At 67.5% G+C, this 24385-nt stretch carries 14 protein-coding genes; 13 read left to right on the top strand and 1 reads right to left on the bottom strand.

The genetic code is table 11. The features are described 5' to 3' along the window. Positions 1-31: 31 nt before the first annotated feature. Entirely contained in the window at positions 32-1945 is a 1914-nt protein-coding gene (locus STVA_RS06325; protein ID WP_142235682.1) for a hypothetical protein, read from the bottom strand. A gap of 210 nt (positions 1946-2155) precedes the next feature. Here STVA_RS06325 and STVA_RS06320 point away from each other — a divergent pair, with 210 nt between their 5' ends. From STVA_RS06320 to STVA_RS06260, 13 genes are all read left to right on the top strand, one after another. Next, on the top strand, positions 2156-3775 hold the full coding sequence (locus STVA_RS06320) for an ABC transporter substrate-binding protein (protein WP_197735803.1): 1620 nt from the start codon (positions 2156-2158) through the stop codon (positions 3773-3775). A 140-nt stretch (positions 3776-3915) separates the two neighbouring features. Then, complete coding sequence (locus STVA_RS06315; protein ID WP_123689442.1) at positions 3916-5520, top strand: ABC transporter substrate-binding protein; 1605 nt, start codon at positions 3916-3918, stop codon at positions 5518-5520. Positions 5521-5688: 168 nt separating this feature from the next. Continuing rightward, positions 5689-7245 carry an ABC transporter substrate-binding protein gene (locus STVA_RS06310; protein ID WP_197735802.1) on the top strand — a complete coding sequence of 519 codons (1557 nt, stop codon included), beginning with the start codon at positions 5689-5691 and terminating at the stop codon, positions 7243-7245. A 278-nt stretch (positions 7246-7523) separates the two neighbouring features. Continuing rightward, the gene (locus tag STVA_RS06305) at positions 7524-9101 is read left to right on the top strand and encodes an ABC transporter substrate-binding protein (protein ID WP_197735801.1); all 1578 of its coding nucleotides are present in this window, start codon (positions 7524-7526) and stop codon (positions 9099-9101) included. 75 nt (positions 9102-9176) lie between these two features. Further along, on the top strand, positions 9177-10769 hold the full coding sequence (locus STVA_RS06300; RefSeq protein ID WP_123689443.1) for an ABC transporter substrate-binding protein: 1593 nt from the start codon (positions 9177-9179) through the stop codon (positions 10767-10769). Positions 10770-10860: 91 nt separating this feature from the next. Continuing rightward, positions 10861-12453, top strand: a complete 1593-nt coding sequence (locus STVA_RS06295) for an ABC transporter substrate-binding protein (RefSeq protein WP_123689444.1) — start codon at positions 10861-10863, stop codon at positions 12451-12453. A 107-nt stretch (positions 12454-12560) separates the two neighbouring features. Beyond that, positions 12561-13688, top strand: a complete 1128-nt coding sequence (locus tag STVA_RS06290) for an efflux RND transporter periplasmic adaptor subunit (RefSeq protein ID WP_123689445.1) — start codon at positions 12561-12563, stop codon at positions 13686-13688. A gap of 7 nt (positions 13689-13695) precedes the next feature. Next, on the top strand, positions 13696-16767 hold the full coding sequence (locus STVA_RS06285) for an efflux RND transporter permease subunit (protein ID WP_123689446.1): 3072 nt from the start codon (positions 13696-13698) through the stop codon (positions 16765-16767). 72 nt (positions 16768-16839) lie between these two features. Then, positions 16840-18429, top strand: a complete 1590-nt coding sequence (locus tag STVA_RS06280; RefSeq protein ID WP_123689447.1) for an ABC transporter substrate-binding protein — start codon at positions 16840-16842, stop codon at positions 18427-18429. A gap of 211 nt (positions 18430-18640) precedes the next feature. After that, on the top strand, positions 18641-20239 hold the full coding sequence (locus STVA_RS06275) for an ABC transporter substrate-binding protein (protein WP_197735800.1): 1599 nt from the start codon (positions 18641-18643) through the stop codon (positions 20237-20239). A gap of 434 nt (positions 20240-20673) precedes the next feature. Then, entirely contained in the window at positions 20674-21615 is a 942-nt protein-coding gene (locus STVA_RS06270; RefSeq protein WP_123689448.1) for an ABC transporter permease, read from the top strand. Between the two features lie 13 nt (positions 21616-21628). Further along, positions 21629-22504 (top strand): ABC transporter permease, encoded by an 876-nt coding sequence (locus STVA_RS06265; RefSeq protein ID WP_123689449.1) that lies wholly within the window; start codon positions 21629-21631, stop codon positions 22502-22504. 20 nt (positions 22505-22524) lie between these two features. Next, positions 22525-24378 carry an ABC transporter ATP-binding protein gene (locus STVA_RS06260; protein WP_123689450.1) on the top strand — a complete coding sequence of 618 codons (1854 nt, stop codon included), beginning with the start codon at positions 22525-22527 and terminating at the stop codon, positions 24376-24378. The last annotated feature ends 7 nt before the right edge of the window (positions 24379-24385 follow it).

Below are 24385 nucleotides of genomic sequence, written 5' to 3'. Positions count from 1 at the left end.
CTGGTAAGGTCGAGGGGCATGCGGCCGGCTGTCAACGGCCGTACCTCTCGCCGGCCGGATGCCGGGCGAGCAGGTCGGCGACGATCCTGCCATCCGCCAGGTCCGCCACCGAGAGGATCGCGGCCCCAAGCCTTCCCAGCAGGCTGGCGACCGCGGGCGGCGGGCGGGCATCGGCAAAGATCGCCAGGTCGACGCGCCCATGGCCCAGGCCGTCCGCCAGCAGTGCCGCCGCCGGCACGACGGCCACCACCGCGGCGACGGCCGGGTCGTCGACCAGGCGCGCCAGGCGCAGCGGCGACCCGATCCCGGGATCGGCCAGGGGCAGCCCGGCCGCCGCATAGCTGCCGGCCGTGGCGATCCCCACGGCCAGCCCGCCGCTTTCGAGCCGGCGGGCACAAGCGAGCGCCGGCTGTTCCAGTTCGTCCCCGCCGACGAACACCAGGATCGGAATGGTGCGCGGCATGGCCCTATCCGGCTGGCCGGGCCGGGCCAGCAGATAGTCGACATACCGGCCCAGCACCGGCGTATCCGGGCCATCGGCCACGATGTGATAGCGCATGCCGGGCGCGCGGTTGACCTCGCAGATGCCGCCCCCCGTCTCGCGCCAGGAACGGGCGATATCGGGCAGGACCATGTCGATGCCGCAGACGTCGACGCCGATCACCTCGGCCGCCTGGCAGGCGGCGCGGCGGTTGTCGGGATGGACCGGACCGGTGACTGCGATGGCCGAGCCGCCGCGCCCGCCATGCCCGCTCCAGTGGAGGGCGACGATCGCGCCGGCGTCCGGGACCGTCTCTGGCCCCATGCCGCGCTGGCCCAGATAGTCCAGGATCTCTGCCGTCCACTCGATCCGGCGCTGGATTGGTCGCGGCCGCTGGCGGGCGGGAATCCGGTTGGCCGCCTCGACCAGTTCGCCCAGGGTCCGGACGCCGTCGCCGACGAGGCGGGCCGGCGCGCTCAGCACGGTTGCGACCAGTTTCCCGCCGATGACCAGCAGGCGGAATGCTTCGCCCGGAAGCTGCGATTCGACGACGATGCTGGACGAGTGGCCGCGCGCAAGGCCGAAGGCCGCCGTCACCGCCTCCGGTGTCGACAGGCCCGTCGAGACGCCGCGGGCGTTGCTGGCGTCCACCGGCTTGACCACGACCGGATAGCCTATTTCCAACGCCGCCGCACAGGCCGCGGCGGCATCGGCCACGCGGACCTGGCGCGGCACCGGCAGGCCGGCCCGGGCCAGGCGGATCTGCGTCCGATCCTTGCGCTCGGCCATGTCGGCACCCAGGCTCGTCATGCGCATGGTACTGGTGTGGCGAAGCCGTACGCCCTCGCGGCCTTCGCCCATCGCCCCGATGGTGCCGCCATGGCGCCCACCGCGCCAGCCGGGGCAACGGGCCTCGATGGCAACCGCCAGCATGGCGCGCTCGCCATGCAGCAGGCGATCGGTGGCGCTGCCGCACAGGGCCGCCAGCCGCCGGACCTGATCCGGGCTGGCGGTCCCGCCGGCGATCGCTTGGCCGAACAGGGCGGCCGCCAGTCCGATCACGCTCCCGGCCCGGGTGCTGATGCCGTCCTCCACCAGGACGTACCAGCGCAGCCCCGCCTCCATGTGCAGCCGGCCCACCCGTGCGGCAAGGTCGCGGCCCTCGGCCAGGAGCGCCACCAGCAGGCCGGCGAAGGCACGTGGCAGCGGCGCCGCCGGTCCCTCGATCCGCGCCAGGCGGAACTCGTCCTCCAGGTCCGGCGCCAGGGCCGACAGCAGGCGCGGCACGGCCTCGGGATCGCAGACGAAACCGGGCGCGATCTCGATCGCGACCGCGATGCCCGGCCGCACGCCCAGCTTGTTGCCGGCGGCCATCGGCCAGTGCGACAGGATGCGCAGCGGCGCCGCGGCGGTGCCGTCGTCGACGCTGTCCTTGCTTCCCTGCCCGGCCGGATCTGTCGCCAATTCCGTGCGCCCCCCAACGCCCATCCGGCCTGCCCCGGCAGGTTCATGTGGTCGATGGGACCTGTCAACGCGCGCCGCGCCGGACGCGCAACGAAAGCGGTTGCAGGCGTGCGGGCTTGGCCGTCTACTGGTGGCAGAGCAGTTCGCCGGGGCCTCCCGCCCATTGGGAAACGGCCCGGCGACAACGCTGCCGTATTTTCGGGAGGGACAATGGATATCCGTTCGACGCAGGCGCCGCTGCGCCTTGCGACCCTGGTCGTGGCCGGTGTGTCGACCGCGGTGCTGGCCGCCGCCAGCCTGCCGGCCCTGGCCCAGCAGCCCAAGACGCTGCGCGCCACCATGCATGCCGACGTGCGCCAGCTCGACCCGTTCTGGACCACCCAGACGATCGTCGGCATCCACGGCGCCATGGTCTACGACACGCTGTTCTCCAGCGACGCCAACCTGCAGCCGCAGCCGCAGATGGTCGAGAAATGGACCGTCAGCGAGGACCGCAAGACCTATGTCTTCACCCTGCGCGACGGGCTGAAGTTCCATGACGGCACGCCGGTCATGGCCAAGGACGCCGTCGCCTCGATGAAGCGCTGGGGTGCGCGCGACGGTGCCGGCAAGCAGCTCATGGGCTTCACCGATTCGATCACGGCCACCGGCGACAAGACCTTCGAGTGGAAGCTGAAGGAGCCCTACGGCCTCGTCCTCGACACGCTGGCCAAGCAGGGCACCAACCTGCCCTTCGTGATGCGCGAGAAGGAGGCGATGGTCGACCCCTTCCAGCAGATCACCGAGGTCGTGGGCTCCGGCCCGTTCGTCTTCAAGCGCGACGAGTGGGTGCCGGGCTCGAAGACCATATACGCCAAGTTCGCCGACTACGTGCCGCGCAAGGAGCCGGCATCGGGCCATGCCGGCGGCAAGGTGGTGAAGGTCGACCGCGTCGAGTTCATCTGGATGCCCGACCCGCAGACCGCGCAGTCGGCCCTGGTCGCGGGCGAGATCGACTATCTGGAGAACCCGCAGATCGACTTCCTGCCGATGCTGGAATCGACCCCCGGCATCAAGCTGGAGACCAACCCAGCCCAGGGCACCATGGGCCTGATCCAGCTCAACCACCTGCACCCGCCCTTCAACAACGTGAAGGCGCGGCAGGCGATGCTGCACATCATCAACCCCCAGGACTTCCTCAACACCATCGCCGCCGACAAGAAGCTGCAGAAGCTCTGCTACTCCTATTTCGGCTGCGGCGTGCCGATGGAGACCGATGCCGGTTCGGAGCCCTACAAGGCGGCGAAGGACCTGAAGAAGGCCGAGCAGCTCTTCAAGGAGGCGGGCTACAAGGGCGAGCCCATCACCATCCTGCACGCCACCGACCACCAGTACATCAACCCCGCCAACCTGGTGATGATCCAGCAGCTCAGGCGCGCCAGCTTCCTGAAGCTCGACGTGCAGGCGATGGACTGGGGCACGGTGGTATCGCGCCGCGCCAAGCGCGAGACGCCGGCCCAGGGCGGCTGGAACATCTTCATCACCGGCACGACGGTGCTGAGTTCGGCCAACCCGGTCACCAACACCTGGATCGGCATGGGCTGCGAGAAAGCCAATGTCGGCTGGCCCTGCAACGCCGAGTTCGAAGCGGCCCGGCGCGCCTGGGGCCTGGCGCCCGACCTGGAGACCCGCCAGAAGCTGGCGGTCGACCTGTCCAAGCGACTCTACGACCAGGTGCCGTTCGTCTCGTTCGCGCAGTGGACGAGCCCGGTCGCGTACCGCTCGGACAAGCTGTCCGGCGTCATCTCCACGCCCTCCATCCCGGCGATGTGGAATATCGAGAAGAAATAGCGCCCGGCCGCCCCGCCCCGGAAATCGCTTGCCGGGGCGGGGCGGCGGCATTCTACTGAGGGCCGTCGCGGCCCGACCAACGCCCCCGTCCCTCCGGATCAGAGGCGGCGCCCCGCGTGGCCGCTCGTCTTGGAGGCATCATGAAAACTGTTCAGGAACGGCCGGCTCGCTGGCTCGCCGCCCTTCTTCTCGCCGGTGCGGCCGCACTGCCCGCCACGCCGGCCCTGGCGCAGCAGAAGGTTCTGCGCGCCACCATGCACGCCGACGTGCGCACGCTGGACCCCATCTGGACGACGCAGGTCATCGCCGGCATCCACGGCATGATGGTCTACGACATGCTGTTCGCGCCGAACGAGAAGCTCGAGACGCAGCCGCAGATGGTGGAGAAGTTCACCGTCAGCGAGGACAAGAAGACCTATGTCTTCACGCTGCGCGACGGGCTGAAGTTCACCGACGGCACCCCCGTGACGCCCAAGGACGTGATCGCGTCCGTCAAGCGCTGGGCTGCGCGCGACGGCGGCGGCCGCCAGCTCATGCTGTACACGGACGCCATCAACGGTCTCGACGACAAGACCTTCGAGTGGAAGCTGAAGGAGCCCTACAGCCTGCTCGTCGACCTGCTGGGCAAGCCTGACACGTCGATGCCCTTCATCATGCGCGAGAAGGAGGCCCTGACCGACCCGATGCAGCAGATCACCGAGGTGGTCGGGTCCGGTCCCTTCATCCTGAAGCGCGACGAGTGGGTGCCGGGCAGCAAGACCGTCTACATCAAGAACCCCAACTACATCCCGCGCAAGGAGCCGGCATCCGGCCATGCCGGCGGCAAGGTGGTGAAGGTCGACCGCGTCGAGCTGCTGTGGATGCCCGATCCGCAGACCGCCCAGGCAGCCCTGGCCGCGGGCGAGATCGACTATCTGGAGAACCCGCAGCCGGACTTCCTGCCGATCCTGGAAGGCACCCCCGGCGTCACGCTGGCGACCCACCCGGCCCAGGGCACGCTCGGCATCCTGCAGCTCAACCACCTGCACCCGCCCTTCAACAACGTGAAGGCGCGGCAGGCGATGCTGCACATCGTCAACAACCAGGATTTCCTGGACACCATCGCGGCCGACAAGAAGCTGCAGCGCCCCTGCTTCTCGTACTTCGGCTGCGGCACGCCGATGGAGACGGATGCGGGCTCTGAGCCCTACAAGGCGCCCAAGGACTACAAGAAGGCCGAGCAGCTCTTCAAGGAGGCCGGCTACAAGGGTGAGCCGATCACGCTGCTGCACGCCACCGACCACGCCTACATCAACCCGGCCAACCTCGTCCTCATCCAGCAGATGCGCAAGGCGGGCTTCCTGAAGCTCGACGTGCAGGCGATGGACTGGGGCACGGTCGTCTCTCGCCGCGCCAAGAAGGAGCCGCCGGCCCAGGGTGGCTGGAACATCTTCATCACCGGCGGCTCGGCCCTGGGCGCTTCCAGCCCGCTGACCAACACTGCGCTGCCGATGGCGTGCGAGAAGAGCTGGTTCGGCTGGCCCTGCGATGCGGACTTCGAGAAGCTGCGCGGCACCTGGGCGCTGGCCCCGGACGTGGCGGCCCGCAAGAAGATCGCCATCGACATCAGCAAGGCCGCCTACGAGAAGGTGCCGTTCATCTCGTTCGGCCAGTGGGTGAACCCGGTCGCCTATCGTTCCGACAAGATCAGCGGCGTGATCACGGTCCCGTCGGTGCCGCCGATGTGGAACATCGAGAAGAAGTAGGCCTCTACGGGTGCCGGCCGGGACGTTCCGGCCGGCACCTTTCTTGCGACGGCGGGCGGGGTGCACATGCCGCTCCGTCGCCTCGGCTCTTCGCTGTACCGTGCCTGGGCGCCCGACAGAGGAGAGACCATGAATTGTCCCCATTCCCGAAGGTGGCTACCCGCGGCCGTGCTGGCCCTGCTGGGCGCAACCATGCCGGCGGCCCAGGCCCAGCAGCCCAAGGTCCTGCGCGTGTCGATGCATGCCGACGTCCGCTCGCTCGATCCCGTGTGGACGACGCAGACGATCGCCACCATCCACGGCAACATGATCTACGACCACCTGTTCGCCTATGACGAGAAGCTGGAGCCCCAGCCGCAGATGGTGGGGGACTGGTCGGTCAGCGAGGATCGCAAGACCTATCGCTTCACGCTGCGCGACGGGCTGAAGTTTCACGACGGCACGCCGGTGACGACCAAGGACGTGCTGCCGTCGATCCGCCGCTGGGCCACCCGCAACAGCGCGGGCAAGACGCTGATGACCTTCACCGACGCCGTGTCGGCCGTCGACGACCGGACCTTCGAGTGGAAGCTGAAGGAGCCCTACGGCCTCGTCCTCGACACGCTGGCACGGGCCAACGGGCTGGTCATGATGCGCGAGAAGGAGGCCCTGACGGACCCCTTCCAGCAGGTGACCGAGGCGATCGGCTCCGGCCCGTTCACCTTCAAGCGCGACGAATGGGTCCCGGGCGCCAAGGCGGTCTACACGAAGTTCGCCGACTATGTGCCGCGCCGGGACCCGCCGTCCGGCCATGCCGGCGGCAAGGTGGTGAAGGTCGACCGGGTGGAGTTCATCTGGCTGCCCGACCCGCAGACCGCCCAGGCGGCCCTGGTCTCGGGCGAGATCGACTTCCTGGAGAACCCGCAGCCCGACTTCATGTCGATCCTGGAGGCGACGCCGGGGGTCAAGCTGATGGCCCACCCGGCCAAGGGCACCACCGGCGTGCTGCAGCTCAACCACCTGCACCCGCCCTTCGACAAGGTGAAGGCGCGCCAGGCGATGCTGCATGTCGTGCGCATGCCCGACATCATCGACACCATCGCCCCCGACCCGCGCTTCAAGAAGCTCTGCTACTCCTATCTCGGCTGCGAGACGCCGATGGAAACCGATGCCGGGTCGGAGGCCTACAAGGCCGCCCCAGACCATCGGAAGGCCGAGCAGCTCTTCAAGGAAGCCGGCTACAAGGGCGAGCCCATCACCATCCTGCACGCCACCGACCACGCCCACATCAACCCCGGGACCCAGGTGCTGATCCAGCACATGCGCCGGACCGGCTTCCTGAAGCTCGACGTGCAGGCGATGGACTGGGGCACGGTCGTCTCCCGCCGGACGAAGAAGGAGCCGCCGGCCCAGGGCGGCTGGAACATCTTCCTGACCGGCACCACGGTGCTGGGCTCGTCCTCGCCCATCACCCATGTGGCGCTCGGCATGAGCTGCGAGAAAGCCTGGTTCGGCTGGCCCTGCGACGCCCGGATGGAAGACCTGCGGCGGGCCTGGAGCCTTGCCCCCGACACGGCCGCCCGCAAGGCGATCGCGGTCGACATCTCGAAGCGGGCCTACGAGACCGTGCCCTTCATCCCCTACGGGCAGTGGGTGACGCCGTTCGCCTATCGCGAGGACCGCATCACCGGCGTCATCAACGTGTCGTCGATTCCGGCCATGTGGAACATCGAGCGGAAGCAGTAGCCGAAAGGCCGATCGCACGATCGAGAAGCGGGCGGCGCCGCACCCCGGCGGCGCCCGCATTTTCCCGCCATATCTGCCTGCTCCATCGTTTTTGGCACGGTCGGGACTGCTCGATCTCGCGCGATCCTGTCCGTTTTCCTTGCCGTCGACGGCGCGCGCGGTTCTACTGCCGGCCGGGAACGCAATAAGGCTGCGCGGACCACCCACCGGGGTGGCCGATCGGCCGGGCGTTCCGATCGGGATCGGCTTCGAGCAATTTGGATGGGAGATCTAGGACGATGAACGGGACGATCGCGCGGGCCCTGCTCGCCACGACGATCATGGCCGGGGTGTCGACCCCGGCCATGGCGCAGGAAAAGGTCCTGCGGGCCACCATGCACGCCGACGTGCGCTCGCTCGACCCGGTGTGGACGACGCAGACCATCGCGACCATCCACGGCAACATGATCTATGACCAGCTCTTCAACCTGGACACCAACCTGGAGCCGCAACCCCAGATGGTGGACAAGTGGACGGTCAGCGAGGACCGGAAGACCTACGTCTTCACGCTCCGCGACGGGCTGAAGTTCCACGACGGCACGCCGGTCACGACCAAGGACGTGCTGCCCTCGATCAATCGCTGGGCCGCCCGCCGCAACGCCGGCAAGATCCTGCTGGGCTTCACCGATTCGATCACCGCAAAGGACGACAAGACCTTCGAGTGGAAGCTGAAGGAGCCCTTCGGCCTCGTCATCGACACGCTGGCCCAGATCGGCGCCGTCTTCATCATGCGCGAGAAGGAAGCCACGGTCGATCCGATGCAGCAGATCACCGAAGCGATCGGCTCCGGTCCGTTCATGCTGAAGCGCGACGAGTGGGTGCCCGGCAGCAAGACCGTCTACACCAAGTTCAAGGACTATGTGCCGCGCAAGGAGCCGTCGTCGGCCCATGCCGGCGGCAAGGTCGCCAAGGTCGACCGGGTGGAGTTCGTGTGGCTGCCCGACCCGCAGACCGCCCAGGCGGCCCTGGTCGCGGGCGAGATCGACTATCTGGAGAATCCGCAGCCGGACTTCCTGCCGATCCTGGAAGGGACCCCCGGCGTGAAGCTGATCACCCACCCCGCCCAGGGCACCATGGGGATCATCCAGCTCAATCACCTGCACCCGCCCTTCAACAACGTGAAGGCGCGGCAGGCGATGCTGAACATCGTCCACATGCCCGACTACCTGAACACCATCTCGCCCGACAAGAAGCTGCAGACCCTCTGCTATTCCTACTTCGGCTGCAGCGTGCCGATGGAGACGGATGCCGGCGCCGAGGTCTACAAGGCCCAGCCCGACTACAAGAAGGCGGCCGAGCTCTTCAAGGAGGCCGGCTACAAGGGCGAGCCGATCACCATCCTGCACGCCACCGACCACGCCTACATCAACCCGGCCAGCCTCGTGCTGGTGCAGCAGATGCGCAAGGCCGGCCTGAACCTCGACGTACAGGCGATGGACTGGGGCACGGTCGTCTCGCGCCGGACGAAGAAGGAACTACCGGCCCAGGGCGGCTGGAACATCTTCATCACCGGCACCACCGTGCTGGGCTCGTCCTCGCCCATCTCGCACGTCTCGCTCGGCATGGGCTGCGAGAAGGCATGGTTCGGCTGGCCGTGCGACAGCAAGATGGAAGAGCTGCGGCAGGCCTGGAGCCTGGCGCCCGAGGTGGCGGACCGCAAGAAGCTGGCGGTCGACATCTCCAAGCGGGCCTATGAGACCGTGCCCTACATCTCGTTCGCCCAGTGGGTGAACCCGGTCGCCTATCGCGAGGACAAGATCACCGGCGTGATCCCGGTGCCGTCGGTGCCGGCGATGTGGAACATCGTCAAGAAATAGCCGCCTCTCCCCGGGTCCCCGGCCGGTCGGCAGGCCGGGGACCCGCATCGCCCGCCCCGCCGAAAAGGAAACGACATGCCCCGTCTGCCGCGCGCCATCGCCACCCTGTCCACCGTCGCCCTGGCGGCGGCGATCGGGAGCGTCGCCGCATCCGCCCAGCAGCCCAAGACCATCCGCGTCGCCATGCATGGCGACGTGCGCACGCTCGACCCCGTCTGGACCACGCAGGTCATCGCCACCATCCACGGCAACATGATCTACGACCAGCTCTTCAATCTCGACGCCAAGCTGGAGCCGCAGCCCCAGATGGTCGAGACCTGGACCGTCAGCGACGACCGCAAGACCTATGTCTTCACGCTGCGCGAGGGGCTGAAGTTCCATGACGGCTCGCCCGTGCGCAGCATCGACGCGATCGCGTCCTTCCGCCGCTGGGCGGCCCGGCGCAATGCCGGCAAGCTGCTGCTCGACTTCACCGATTCGATCAACGCGCTGGACGACCGCCGCATCGAGTGGAAGCTGAACCAGCCCTACGGCTTGGTGCTGGACACGCTGGCGCAGACCGGCACCGGCTTCGTGATGCGCGAGAAGGAGGCCAAGACCGACCCCTTCCAGCAGGTGCAGGAAGTCGTCGGCTCCGGCCCGTTCCTCTTCAAGCGCGACGAGTGGGTGCCGGGCTCGAAGACCGTCTATGTCAAGAACCCGAACTACATCCCGCGCAAGGAGCCGGCGTCCGGCCATGCGGGCGGCAAGACGGTGAAGGTCGACCGCGTCGAGTTCCTGTGGATGGCCGACCCGCAGACCGCGCAGTCGGCCCTGATCAACGGCGAGATCGACTATCTGGAGAACCCCCAGATCGACTTCCTGCCGATGCTGGAATCCACGCCGGGCGTGAAGCTGATCAACCATGCGGCCCACGGCACCATGGGCCAGATCGTGCTGAACCACCTGCACCCGCCCTTCAACAACGTGAAGGCGCGGCAGGCGATGCTGTCGCTGATCAACATCCCCGACTACCTGAACACGGTCGTCGCCGACAAGAAGCTGCAGAAGCTCTGCTACTCGTACTTCGGCTGCGGCACGCCGATGGAGACCGATGCCGGTGCCGAGCCGCAGAAGGCGGCCCCCGACTACAAGCGGGCCGAGCAGCTCTTCAAGGAGGCCGGCTACAAGGGCGAGCCCATCACCATCCTGCACGCCACCGACCACCAGACGATCAACCCCGCCAACCAGGTGATGATCCAGCAGATGCGCAAGGCGGGCTTCCTGAAGCTCGACGCGCAGGCGATGGACTGGGGGGCGGTCGTGGCACGCCGGGCCAAGAAGGACCCGCCGGCCCAGGGCGGGTGGAACATCTTCCTCACCACCGCGCCGGTGCTGGGCCTGTCCAACCCGGTCACCCATAGCTGGATCGGCATGAGCTGCGAGAAGGCCAATGTCGGCTGGCCCTGCAATGCCGAGTTCGAGGAAGTCCGCAAGTCCTGGGGCCTGGCCCGGACGATCGAGGACCGCAAGAAGATCGCGGTCGACCTGTCGAAGCGCCTCTATGCCGAGGTGCCCTATGTCAGCTTCGGCCAGTGGGTGAACCCGGTCGCCTATCGCGAGGACCGCATCTCCGGCGTGCTCGCGGTGCCGTCGGTGCCGCCCATGTGGAACATCGAGAAGAAGTAGCAACGACGAGAAGACAGCCTGGCGCAGCCCCCCGGCCCGGTCGGCAGGCCGGGGGGCCTGCGATCCGCCCGAACGCCGACGAGGAGACGTCATGTCCAGCCTGCCGCGTTCCATCGCCACGCTGTCTGTCGCCGCCCTTGCCGCATCGGTCGTCGGCCATGCCGCAATCGCCCAGCAACCCAAGACCCTGCGCGTCGCCATGCATGCCGACGTGCGCACGCTGGACCCGGTCTGGACCACCCAGACCATCGCCAGCATCCATGGCAACATGGTCTATGACCAGCTCTTCAACCTCGACAGCAGCCTGACGCCCCAGCCGCAGTTGGTCGAGACCTGGACCGTCAGCGACGACAAGAAGACCTATGTCTTCACGCTGCGCGAGGGCACCAAGTTCCACGACGGCACGCCCATCCGCAGCGCCGACGCGATCGCGTCCTTCCGCCGCTGGGCCGCCCGCCGCAACGCCGGCAAGCTGATGCTGGACTTCACCGATTCCATCACCGCGCTGGACGACCGCCGCTTCGAGTGGAAGCTGAACGCCCCCTATGGCCTCGTCATCGACACCCTGGCCCAGGTCGGCAGCCCCTACGTCATGCGCGAGAAGGAGGCCAAAACCGACCCCTTCCAGCAGATCACCGAGGTCGTGGGCTCCGGCCCGTTCGTCTTCAAGCGCGACGAGTGGGTGCCCGGCAGCAAGACCGTCTACGCCAAGTTCGCCGACTACGTCCCGCGCAAGGAGCCGGCGTCCGGCCATGCCGGCGGCAAGGTGGTGAAGGTCGACCGCGTCGAGTTCATCTGGATGCCCGACCCGCAGACCGCCCAGTCGGCGCTCATCAATGGCGAGATCGACTATCTGGAAAGCCCGCAGCTCGACTTCCTGCCGATGCTGGAGGCGACGCCCGGCGTGAAGCTGGTGACCCACCCGGCCCAGGGCACGATGGGGCTGATCCAGCTCAACCACCTGCACCCGCCCTTCAACGCCATCAAGGCGCGGCAGGCGATGTACCACATCGTCAACATGCCCGATTACCTGGACACGGTGGCCGCCGACCGGAAGCTGCAGAAGGTCTGCTACTCCTATTTCGGCTGCGACGTACCGATGGAGACCGACGCCGGGTCCGAGGTCTACAAGGCCCCCAAAGACCTGAAGAAGGCCGAGCAGCTCTTCAAGGAGGCGGGCTACAAGGGCGAGCCCATCACCATCCTGCACGCCACCGACCACCAGTACATCAACCCCGCCACCCAGGTGCTGATCCAGCAGCTCAGGCGGGCCAGCTTCCTGAAGCTCGACGTGCAGGCGATGGACTGGGGTGCCGTGGTCGCCAGACGGGCCAAGAAGGAGCCGCCGGCCCAGGGCGGCTGGAACATCTTCATCACCGGCACCACCGTGCTGGGCTCCTCCAACCCCGCCACCAACACCTGGATCGGCATGGGCTGCGAGAAGGCCAATGTCGGCTGGCCCTGCAACGCCGAGTTCGAGGAGGTCCGCAAGTCGTGGGGCCTGGCGCAGACCGCGGACGAGCGCAAGAAGATCGCCGTCGACCTGTCCCGCCGCATCTACGAGCAGGTGCCGTTCGTCCCCTTCGCGCAGTGGCTGAACCCGGTCGCCTATCGCGCCGACCGCATCAGCGGCGTCATTCCGGTGCCGTCGGTGCCGCCGATGTGGAACATCGAGCGAAAGTAGGCTTCCGGAGGCCGTTTCAGAAAGTTCACGTCGCAGCATCTATATTTCTAGGTTTTCCGGTACCATGTTTCCCCTAACGACAACCATAATGGGCTGGCGCACGGGGAATGACGGTCATTCGACGTCTGGGATATCTCGCCATTCTGGTGGCATTGGCGGCGGGCGCCGTGTTCGCCGTCAGCCATTTCCGCGACGGCGCGTCGCGTCTGGCGGCCGCCGGACGGGATGGAGCCAGGCCGCCCGTGCGGGCGATCGCGGTGGAGACGGCTGCCGTCACCGTCGGTCGGGTAACCGACGACATCAATGTCGTCGGCTCCCTCCAGCCGGCGGAATCGGTCGTCATCCAGCCGGAGATCCCCGGCCGCATCGTGCGTTTCGGCTTTGCCGACGGCGCACGGGTGAAGAAGGGTGACCTGCTGGTCGAGCTGGACCCCGCCCTGCTGAAGGGGGAACTGGCCAAGGCGCGCTCGGACCTGACCCTGGCGCGCACCAACAACGAACGTGCCAACCAGTTGGCGAGCCAGGGCACCGGCACGCTGCGCGCCCGCGACGAGGCGCTGGCCGTCCTCCAGGCGGCCCAGGCCAACTTCGACCTGGCCCAGACCCGCCTCGACCGGGCGGAAATCCGCGCGCCCTTCGCGGGCACGGTCGGCCTGCGCATGTTCAGCGTCGGCGCCTATGTCAGTCCCGGCGACCGCATCGTCGAACTGGCCTCGACCGACCCGGTGCGGGTCGATTTCCGCGTGTCGGAGGTCTTCCTCACCAGCATCCGCACGGGCCAGCGTATCGCCGTCCTGGCCGACGCCCTGCCCGGCCGCACCTTCGCGGGCGAGATCTACGCGCTCCACCCGATCGTCGACGAAAACGGCCGCGCGCTGCGCCTGCGCGCATCCCTGCCGAACCCCGACGGGGCATTGCATCCGGGCCTGTTCGTGCGCATCCGCGTCGTGGTGGAAGAGCGGCCGAACGCGGTCCTGGCGCCGGAATCCGCCGTCTTCCCGGTGGACCAGAAGAAATACGTCTACCGGGTCGACAATGGGCGCGCCGTCCTGACCGAAGTGCAGCTCGGCCGGCGCCAGCCGGGCCTGGTCGAGATCGCCAGCGGCCTCACCGCCGACGCAGTAGTGGTGACGGCCGGCCAGCCGCAGCTCCGCGACGGCGCGGCCGTCGAAGTGGTCGGACGCGAGGTCGTCGGCCGCGAGAAGGTCGGCCAGCCGGCCGCGCGCGGCGGCTGACCAGTCGATGGACTATCGCTTCTTCATTGAACGGCCGGTCTTCTCGACCGTCATCAGCCTGATCGTCGTCCTGATCGGCGTCGTCTCTTTCCTGCAGCTCACCGTCCGCGAATACCCCAACATCGACGAGCCGATCGTCTCGGTCCGCACCAGCTACCTGGGCGCCAGCGCCGAGATCATCGAGACCCAGGTCACCCAGGTGCTGGAGGATTCGATCGCCGGCATCGAGGGGATCGAGACGATCACCTCGTCGAGCCAGCCAGAGCTCAGCAACATCACCGTGCGCTTCCGGCTGAACATTGACCCGGACGTCGCCGCCAACGACGTGCGCGACCGGGTCGGCCGCGTGCGCGGACGGCTGCCCGACGAGATCGAGGAGCCGATCATCGCCAAGGTGGAGGCTGACGCGCAGGCGGTCATCTTCGTCGCCTTCACCAGCGACCGGCAGCCCACCATCGAGATCAGCGACTACGCCGACCGCTTCGTGAAGGACCGCTTGCAGACGCTGCCTGGCGTATCGGAGGTGCGCATCTTCGGCGAGCGGCGCTATGCCATGCGCATCTGGCTCGACCGCGCGCGCCTGGCTGCCTACGCGCTGACCGTGCAGGATGTCGAGAACGCGCTGAGCCAGCAGAATGTCGAGATCCCGTCCGGCCGCATCGAGAGCCTGGACCGGGAGTTCACGGTGCTTTCGCGCACGGGCCTGCGCACCCCGGCCGAGTTCTCGCGCATCGTCGTCAAGGATGCGGGCGGCTTCGCGGTACGCATCGGCGATGTCGGCCGGGTCGAGCTGGGGCCGACCGACGAGCGCCGCATCACCCGCTACAACGGCAAGACGGCCGTCATCCTCGGCATCGTCAAGCAGGCGACCGCCAACCCGCTCGACGTGTCGCGCGGCCTGCGCCAGATGATGCCAGACCTGGTGGCGGGCCTGCCGGCCGGGATGAACGCCGTCGTCTCCTACGACAAGTCGGTCTTCATCGACCGCTCCATCTCGGCCGTATACACCACCGTGGGCGAGGCGGTGGCGCTGGTCGTACTGGTGATCCTGCTGTTCCTGCGCTCGCTGCGGGCGACGCTGATCCCGCTCGTCACCATCCCGGTGTCGCTGATCGGCGCCTGCACGCTGCTCTATGCCTTCGGCTTCTCGATCAACACGCTGACCCTGCTGGCGATGGTGCTGGCGATCGGCTTGGTCGTCGACGACGCCATCGTCGTGCTGGAGAACGTACACCGCCACATGGAATCCGGCATGAAGCCGGTGGCGGCCGCCATCCGCGGCATCCGCGAGATATCGGGTCCGGTCATCGCCATGACGCTGACGCTGGCCGCGGTCTATGCCCCCGTCGCCTTCACGCCGGGGCGCACCGGGCGGCTCTTCACGGAGTTCGCCCTGACGCTAGCCGGTGCCGTCGTCGTTTCCGGCTTCGTGGCGCTGACGCTGACGCCGATGATGTGCTCCAAGCTGCTGCGCCATCATGACCATCACGGCCGCGTCTACATGGCGCTGGAACGGGTGTTCGATGCCATGACGCGCGGCTACCGCCGCGCCCTCTCGGCTTCGCTGACGGTGCGCCCGCTGGTGGTCCTGGTCGGGCTGGGCGTGGCCGGCGCCAGCGCCTTCTTCTTCCTGAACCTGCGCTCGGAACTGGCGCCGGTGGAGGACCAGGGCGTCATCTTCACCTCCGGCTCGGCGCCCGAGGGCGCCACCGTCGACTACACCGCGCGCTACGGCCGCGAGTTGGAGAAGGTGCTGGGCGCCGTGCCCGAGATCGCCCACCAGTTCGTCATCGTGGGCTCGCGCGCGGTGAACGAGCTGATCTCGTTCTCCACCCTGCGGCCGTGGGAGCAGCGCGAGCGGCGCCAGCAGGACATCGTGGCCGAGATGCAGCCGAACCTGCGGCAGATCGCGGGCGTCCGCGCCTCGGCCAACAATCCGGGCGCCTTCGGGGAGAGTGCGCGCAACAAGCCGATCGAGTTCGTCATCCAGACGTCCGAGAGCTATGCCGTGCTGGACGGCTATGTCGACCAGGTGCTGGAGGCCGCCGGCCGCTATCCGGGCTTCATCAACCTGGACAGCGACCTGCGCCTCAACAAGCCGCAGATCGAGGTCGAGGTGAATCGCGACCGGGTGGCCGATGTCGGCGCCAGCATCGTCAATGTCGGGCGCACGCTGGAAAGCCTGCTGGGCGGGCGCCAGGTCACCCGCTTCAACCAGAACGGCGAGCAGTACGACGTCATCGTCCAGGTCGCCCCGGAAGGGCGCCGGACCTCGGACGATGTCGGCGACATCTATGTCCGCGGCCAGGGCGGGACGATGATCCAGCTCTCCAACCTGGTCGACGTGCGCGAGACGATCTCGCCCAAGGAGCTGAACCGCTTCAACCAGCTCCGCTCGGCCACCATCACCGCCAACCTCGCCCCAGGCTACGCCATGGGCGAGGCCCTGGCCGCACTAGAGACCGCCACCCGGGACACCCTGCCGCAGACGGTCCGCTACGATTATGGCGGCCAGTCGCGCGCCTTCCGCGAGGCCGGCAGCAGCCTCTATTTCATCTTCGCCCTGGCGCTGGTCTTCATCTTCCTGGTGCTGTCGGCCCAGTTCGAGAGCTTCGTCGACCCCTTCATCATCATGCTGACCGTGCCGCTGTCGATCACCGGCGCGCTGATGGCCCTGTGGCTGACGGGGGGGACGCTGAATGTCTACAGCCAGATCGGGCTGGTGACGCTGATCGGCCTCATCACCAAGCACGGCATCCTGATCGTGCAGTTCGCCAACCAGCTTCAGGACGAGGGCCGGTCGGTGCGCGACGCGGTGACGGAGGCCGCCGTGCTGCGCCTGCGCCCGATCCTGATGACGACGGGTGCCATGGTGCTGGGCGCGGTGCCGCTGGCGATCGCCGCCGGTGCGGGGGCCGAAAGCCGGCAGTCGATCGGCTGGGTCATCGTCGGCGGTATGACCTTCGGGACGCCGCTCACCCTCTTCATCGTGCCCGTCGCCTACATGTATCTGTCGCGCATGCGCCGCCGGCCGGCCGAGGAAGCGGGCGTGGCGCGCGGCCTCCAGCCTGCGGAATAGGCTTGCCCGCCGGGCGGCCCGGTCACTAGGTTCGGGACGTCCTGAACCATCCCCAATTCCGGAGCAGATTGAATGAGAGCGACGCTCGCCGCAGCGTTCCTGGCGACCACCGCCCTGGCCGGCCTGACCGCCGCCCCCGCCCTGGCGCAGAAGGTCATCCGCGCCACCATGCATGCCGACGTGCGCACGCTGGACCCGGTCTGGACGACGCAGACGATCGCGTCGATCCACGGCAACATGATCTTCGACCGGCTGTTCGCCAGCGACGGCAACCTCGAGCCGCAGCCGCAGATGGTCGACAAGTGGACCGTCAGCGACGACAAGAAGGTCTATACCTTCACGCTGCGCGACGGCCTGAAGTTTCATGACGGCACCCCCGTCACGACCAAGGACGTCATCGCCTCGATGAAGCGCTGGGGTGCCCGCGACGGCGCCGGCAAGATCCTCTTCGGCTATACCGAGGATCTGGTCGCCAAGGACGACAAGACCTTCGAGTGGAAACTCAAGGAGCCCTACGGCCTCGTCATCGAGACGTTGGCCAAGACTGGCACCAGCCTGCCCGCGATCATGCGCGAGAAGGAAGCCCTGACCGACCCCTTCCAGCAGGTGAAGGACATGGTCGGGTCCGGCCCGTTCATGTTCAAGACCGACGAGTGGGTGCCTGGCAGCAAGACCGTCTATGCCAAGTTCCCCGACTATGTGCCACGCAAGGAGCCGCCGTCCGGCCATGCCGGTGGCAAGGTGGTGAAGGTCGACCGCGTCGAGTTCATCTGGATGTCGGACCCGCAGACGCAGCAGTCGGCGCTGGTCGCGGGCGAGATCGACTATCTCGAGGCCCCGCAGGTCGACTTCCTGCCGATCCTCGAGGCGACGCCGGACGTGAAGCTGTTCAACCATCCGGCTTCCGGCTCGATGGGGATCATCGGCATCAACCACCTGCACCCGCCCTTCAACAACGTGAAGGCGCGCCAGGCGCTGTTCCACATCCTGCACATGCCGGATTTCCTCAACACCTTCATCCCCGACAAGAAGCTGCAGAAGCTCTGCTACTCCTATTTCGGCTGCGGCACGCCGATGGAGACGGATGCGGGCTCCGAAGTCTACAAGTCGCCCAAGAAGGACTACAAGAAGGCCGAAGCGCTCTTCAAGGAGGCCGGCTACAACGGCGAGCCGATCACCATTCTGCACGCCACCGACCACTGGTACATCAACCCGGCCAACCTGGTGATGATCCAGCAACTGCGGAAGGCGGGCTTCCTGAAGCTCGACGTGCAGGCGCTGGACTGGGGCTCCGTCGTCGCCCGGCGGGCGAAGAAGGAACCGCCGGCCCAGGGCGGCTGGAACCTCTACATCACCGGCACCTCGATCGTGACCTCGGCCAACCCGATGACCCATGTCGCCATCGGCATGGGCTGCGAGAAGGCCTGGTTCGGCTGGCCCTGCGACGACAAGTTCGAGCAGCTTCGCCGCGACTGGGTAGCCGCACCGGACCTGGCCAAGCGCAAGGCGGTCGCGGTCGACCTGTCCAAGCGCGCCTACGACCAGGTGCCCTACATCTCGTTCGCCCAGTGGAGCAACCCGTCCGCCTATCGCTCCGACCGTCTGTCGGGGATCGTCGAGGCGCCGAGCTTCCCCATCATGTGGAACATCGAGAAGAAGTAGTCACCGCGGCCTCCCGCGCCGGTGCTCCCGGCGCGGGGGGCGCAATGACGTTGCCGCCGCAGCGTCCCTCGTTGGCCCCGATCCTGCTTGCCCAACGGACTCCCGCCATTCTCTAATCATCGCCAGGGAAATACCCGGCGGGGCCGGCCGCGCAGAACGTCGCAAAGACGGGCGCGGCCAACAGGAATGGCAACAATTCTGGGAGCCGACGATGAAAACCATGCTCGCAGCGGCGCTGCTGGCCGGCACCGCCCTTACCGGCGTGCTGACCGGCGGATCGACCGCGGCCCTGGCCCAGGGCAAGGTCCTGCGCGCCACCATGCATGCCGACGTGCGCACGCTGGACCCGATGTGGACGACGCAGGTGATCGCGTCCATCCACGGCAACATGATCTACGACCGGCTGTTCGCCAGCGACGAGAAGCTGGAGCCGCACCCGCAGATGGTCGAGAAATGGACCGTCAGCGAAGACAAGAAGGTCTACACCTTCACGCTGCGCGACGGCCTGAAGTTCCATGACGGCACCCCGGTCACCACGCGCGACGTGATCGCGTCCACCAAGCGGTGGGGCGTGCGCGACGGCGCCGGCAAGGCGCTGTTCGGCTTCACCGAGGACCTGGTCGCCAAGGACGACAAGACCTTCGAGTGGCGCCTGAAGGAGCCCTATGGCCTCGTCATCGACACGCTGGCCAAGCCGACATCCAGCCTGCCCGCCATCATGCGCGAGAAGGAGGCCCTGACCGACCCCTTCCAGCAGGTGACCGAGATGATCGGCTCCGGCCCCTTCGTCTTCAAGCGTGACGAGTGGGCCCCCGGCAGCAAGACCGTCTATACCAAGTTCGCCGACTACGTCCCGCGCAAGGAGGCCCCGTCCGGCCATGCCGGGGCCAAGGTGGTGAAGGTCGACCGGGTGGAGTTCGTCTGGCTGCCCGATCCGCAGACACAGCAATCGGCCCTGGTCGCGGGCGAGATCGACTTCCTGGAGGCGCCGCAGGTCGATTTCCTGCCGATCCTGGAGGCCGCCCCCGGCGTGAAGCTGTTCGGGCACCCGGCGTCGGGTTCCATGGGGATCATCCAGCTCAACCACCTGCACCCGCCCTTCAACAACGTGAAGGCGCGGCAGGCGATGCTGCACATCCTGAAGAATCCCGACTACCTGAACACCTTCATCCCGGACAAGAAGCTGCAGACGCTCTGCTACTCCTATTTCGGCTGCGACACGCCGATGGAGACCGATGCCGGGTCGGAGGTCTACAAGGCGCCGCCCGACTACAAGAAGGCCGAGCAGCTCTTCAAGGAGGCGGGCTACAAGGGCGAGCCCATCACCATCCTGCACGCCACCGACCACTGGTACATCAACCCGGCCAATCTGGTGATGATCCAGCAGATGCGGAAGGCGGGCTTCCTGAAGCTGGACGTGCAGGCGATGGACTGGGGCACGGTCGTCTCGCGCCGCACGAAGAAGGAGCCGCCGGCCCAGGGCGGCTGGAACATCTTCATCACCGGCACCTCGATCGTCGGCTCCGCCAACCCGATGACCCATGTCTCAATCGGCATGGGCTGCGACAAGGCCTGGTTCGGCTGGCCCTGCGACGAGAAGTTCGAGGCGCTGCGCAAGAACTGGGCGGTGGCACCGGACATCGAGAAGCGGCGCGAGATCGCGGTCGAGCTGTCCAAGCGGGCCTACGAGCAGGTGCCCTACATCTCGTTCGCGCAGTGGAACAACCCGTCCGCCTATCGCTCCGACAAGCTGAGCGGCCTGCTGATGGCGCCCAGCCTGCCGCCGATGTGGAACGTGTCGGTGAAGTAGCCGCCTGCGACCGGAAGGTCCCGCGCCGGTTGCGGGGCCTTCCGCCCAAGGCAAGGGGCTTGCCCTGCCACGGCCCGGCGCGCTCTACTGCGTGCCGCCGGACAAGAATTAGGCGCCGTCAGGGCGGCGCCAAGGCCAGCGGCAGGGAACGCCGGAGGTCTGCCGGAGGCACGGGCGGGGTCCGCTTCGATACCCGCCGGAATACGGGGAAAGCGCGCGGGCAATGCACCGCGCGCGATAGTGGTGCTTTGCGCGATCATTGCCGAAGTTGCGGACGCCATTGGCTTTTTCGTCGCGCTGGCATGGTTTTCGCTGTTCAAGCGCTGGGCTGTTCCGTTACAGGTTGCCGTCGCCTGAGACGATGAAAAAAGCAGCAATCCGCCCCCGTCAACGAGAGCGCACGATGCCATGAAGGTCGCAATGAAGGTTGGACGATGACCGCCTACATCATTCGCCGCTTGTTCGCGACGATCCCCGTGATGGTGGTCGTCGCCCTGTTCGTCTTCCTTTTGCTGCACCTGACCCCGGGCGACCCGGCGGCGATCATCGCCGGTGACGATGCCACGCCCATGGAGATCGAAGGCGTCCGCAAGCGGCTCGGCCTCGACCTGCCGATCTGGGAACAGTTCATCATCTATGCCTGGGGCCTGCTGCGCGGCGACCTCGGCACCTCCATCTTCTCCAACCTGCCGGTGACCACGCTGGTCGCCCAGCGGCTGGAGCCGACCCTCGTGCTGGCGGCCTCCACCCTGTTGGTGGCGGTGGTATGCGCCATCCCGCTCGGCGTCTTCGCCGCCTGGAAGGCCCGCACCTTCGTCGACCGCGTGGTCATGGGCTTCTCGGTGCTGGGCTTCGCCGTGCCGGTGTTCCTGGTCGGCTACATCCTCATCTACATCTTCTCGATCGAGCTGCGCTGGCTGCCGGTGCAGGGCTATCGCCCGCTGTCACAGGGGGTGGACCAGACCTTCCGCTCGGTCGTGCTGCCGGCGGTCGCGCTGGGCACCAGCTACATGGCGCTGATCGCCCGCATCACGCGCGCCTCGATGCTGGAAGTCTTGTCGGAGGACTATATCCGCACCGCCCACGCCAAGGGCGTCACCACCAAGTCCGTGCTGCTGCGCCATGCGCTGAAGAACGCCGCGGTGCCGATCGTCACGGTCATCGGCCTCGGCATGGCCGCCCTCATTTCCGGCGTCGTCATCACCGAGACGGTGTTCAACATCCCGGGGCTGGGCCGGCTGACGGTGGACGCGATCCTGAAGCGCGACTACCCGATCATCCAGGGCCTGATCATCATCTTCGCGGGGACCAAGGTGCTGATCAACCTGATGATCGACATCAGCTACAGCTTCTTCGATCCGCGAATCCGCTACTAGGGAGGCAGGTCCGATGGCCACCACCACCGCCGGCGCCGCCGCCCCCCGCGTTCGTTCGCGCAAGGGCCCCGTCGCCTGGATGCGGCGCAACACGACGATCGTCGTGGGCGCCAGCATCCTCCTCGTCTTCGTCATCTTCGCCTTCATCGCGCCGCTGATCGCCGACGACCCGCTCAGCTTCGAGCCGGCCAACCGGCTGAAGCGGCCGTCCGAGAACTTCTGGTTCGGCACCGACCAGTTCGGGCGCGACGTCTACAGCCGCGTCGTCTACGGCACCCGCATCTCGCTGATCGTCGGCATCAGCGTGGCCGCACTGGCCACCGTCATCGGCCTCGTGGTCGGGGTGCTCTGCGGCTTCTACAAGCGGGTCGACGCCATCGTCATGCGCATCATGGACGGGCTCATGTCGATCCCGTCGATCCTGCTGGCGATCGCGCTCATCACGCTGATGAAGGCGAGCCTGACGATCGTCATCATCGCCATCTCCATCCCCGAGATCCCGCGCGTCGTGCGCCTGGTGCGCTCGGTCGTGCTGTCCGTGCGCGAGATGCCTTACATCGAGGCAGCGATTGCCGCCGGAACGCGCAACGTCGTCATCATGTACCGGCACATCCTGCCCAACACGCTGGCGCCGCTGATCGTCCAGGCGACCTATGTCTGCGCGTCGGCGATCCTGGCGGAGGCCGGCCTGTCCTTCCTGGGCGCCGGCACCCCGCCGGAGATCCCGAGCTGGGGCAACATCATCTCGCTGGGCCGGACCTTCTTCCAGATCTCGCCCTGGATCATCTTCTTCCCCGGCGTCTGCCTCGCCATCACCGTGCTGGCCATCAACCTGGTCGGCGACGGGCTGCGCGACACGCTGGACCCGCGCATCGCGCGGCGCTTGTAAGGACAGGGGCTAGCATCCGGATGACCACTCCCGTTCTCTCCGTAAGCAACCTGACCACCTCGTTCCTGACCGAGGGGGTCTGGCGGCCGGTCGTGCGCAACGTCTCGTTCGAGGTGGCCCCGCGCGAGACGGTCGCCATCGTCGGCGAATCCGGCTCCGGCAAAAGCGTCACCGCGCTCTCGATCATGCGCCTCGTGCCCGAGATGAACGGCAGGATCGAGGGCAAGGTGGTCCTGGCCGGCACCGAGCTGACGGCACTGCCCGAGCATCGGATGAAGAAGATCCGTGGCAACGACGTCGCCATGATCTTCCAGGAGCCGATGACCAGCCTGAACCCGGTGCTGACCATCGGCTTCCAGATCGCCGAGGCGCTGATCGGCCACCAGGGCATGTCGCGGCGCGAGGCCGAGGCCGAGACCATCCGGCTGCTGGAGAAGGTGCGCATCCCCGCCGCCAAGTCGCGCTTCCACGAGTATCCGCACCGCTTCTCCGGCGGCATGCGCCAGCGCGTGATGATCGCCATGGCGCTCGCCTGCAAGCCCAAGCTGCTGATCGCCGACGAGCCGACGACGGCGCTGGACGTCACCATCCAGGCGCAGATCCTCGACCTCATCAAGGTATTGCAGGACGAGGAGGGCATGTCGGTCCTCTTCATCACCCACGACATGGGCGTGGTGGCGGAGATCGCCGACCGCACCATCGTCATGTTCAACGGCGAGCAGGTCGAGAAGGGCCAGACCGAGGACATCTTCGCCCGGCCCCAGCATCCCTACACCCGGGCCCTGCTGTCCGCCGTGCCGCGCCTGGGCTCGATGGAGGGCCACAAGCGGCCGATGCGCTTCCCGGTCGTCGACACCAAGACCGGCCTGTCGGACGTGCCGGTCGAGGTGCCGGACACGGTCGCCACGGCCGAGCGCCCGGTGCTGGAGGTGAACAACCTCACCACCCGCTTCGACATCCGCTCCGGGCTGTTCAGCACCGTCACCGGCCGGGTGCACGCGGTCGAGAACGTGTCCTTCAGCCTGCTGGCGGGCGAGACACTGGCCGTCGTCGGCGAATCCGGCTGCGGCAAGTCCACCACCGGGCGTTCCATCCTGCGCCTGGTCGAGCCCAACAGCGGCTCGGTCGTGGTCGATGGTCAGGACGTCATCGGCATGGAGCAGAATGCGCTGCGCGAAGCCCGCAAGCGCATGCAGATCATCTTCCAGGACCCCTTTGCCAGCCTCAACCCGCGCATCAATGTCGGCCAGGCGATCGCCGAGCCGCTGATGGCGCACAAGATGTGCACGCCGGCCGAGGGCCGCGACCGGGTGGCCGACCTGCTGCGCCGCGTCGGCCTGCAGCCCGACATGGCGGTGCGCTATCCGCACGAGTTCTCGGGCGGTCAGCGCCAGCGCATCTGCATCGCCCGCGCGCTGTCGGTCGGGCCCAAGCTGATCGTGGCCGACGAGGCGGTATCGGCGCTCGACGTGTCGATCAAGGCCCAGGTCATCAACCTGATGCTGGACCTCCAGGTCAGCCTGCGGCTGGCCTATCTTTTCATCTCGCACGACATCGCCGTGGTCGAGCGCGTCGCCCACCGGGTGGCCGTCATGTATCTGGGCGAGATCGTCGAGATCGGCCCGCGCGAGGCTGTCTTCGGCAACCCGCAGCACCCCTACACCCGCAAGCTGATGTCGGCAGTGCCGATCCCCGATCCGGCCCGGCGCGGCACCAAGCGCGGCATCTCCAACGACGAGATCCGCAGCCCGGTGCGCGCGCCCGACTTCGTGCCGCCCCCGCGGCAGTATCGAGAGGTCTCGCCCGGCCACATGGTCCAGATCTGGGGCCCGGAATGGGACGAGAAGCCCGGCACGATCGTCCGCGCCGCCTGAGCCGGCA

The sequence above is a fragment of the Stella humosa genome, assembly GCF_006738645.1.
GTDB lineage: Bacteria > Pseudomonadota > Alphaproteobacteria > ATCC43930 > Allostellaceae > Allostella > Allostella humosa.
This window is presented reverse-complemented; position numbering and strand designations above follow the sequence as displayed.

Bases quoted from the DNA above. Each gene is read 5' to 3' on its own strand.
- STVA_RS06305 (WP_197735801.1), top strand. From the start codon at position 7,524: ATGAACGGGACGATCGCGCGGGCCCTGCTCGCCACGACGATCATGGCC.
- STVA_RS06290 (WP_123689445.1), top strand. From the start codon at position 12,561: ATGACGGTCATTCGACGTCTGGGATATCTCGCCATTCTGGTGGCATTG.
- STVA_RS06300 (WP_123689443.1), top strand. From the start codon at position 9,177: ATGCCCCGTCTGCCGCGCGCCATCGCCACCCTGTCCACCGTCGCCCTG.
- STVA_RS06265 (WP_123689449.1), top strand. From the start codon at position 21,629: ATGGCCACCACCACCGCCGGCGCCGCCGCCCCCCGCGTTCGTTCGCGC.
- STVA_RS06320 (WP_197735803.1), top strand. From the start codon at position 2,156: ATGGATATCCGTTCGACGCAGGCGCCGCTGCGCCTTGCGACCCTGGTC.
- STVA_RS06280 (WP_123689447.1), top strand. From the start codon at position 16,840: ATGAGAGCGACGCTCGCCGCAGCGTTCCTGGCGACCACCGCCCTGGCC.
- STVA_RS06260 (WP_123689450.1), top strand. From the start codon at position 22,525: ATGACCACTCCCGTTCTCTCCGTAAGCAACCTGACCACCTCGTTCCTG.
- STVA_RS06295 (WP_123689444.1), top strand. From the start codon at position 10,861: ATGTCCAGCCTGCCGCGTTCCATCGCCACGCTGTCTGTCGCCGCCCTT.
- STVA_RS06285 (WP_123689446.1), top strand. From the start codon at position 13,696: ATGGACTATCGCTTCTTCATTGAACGGCCGGTCTTCTCGACCGTCATC.
- STVA_RS06315 (WP_123689442.1), top strand. From the start codon at position 3,916: ATGAAAACTGTTCAGGAACGGCCGGCTCGCTGGCTCGCCGCCCTTCTT.
- STVA_RS06275 (WP_197735800.1), top strand. From the start codon at position 18,641: ATGAAAACCATGCTCGCAGCGGCGCTGCTGGCCGGCACCGCCCTTACC.
- STVA_RS06270 (WP_123689448.1), top strand. From the start codon at position 20,674: ATGACCGCCTACATCATTCGCCGCTTGTTCGCGACGATCCCCGTGATG.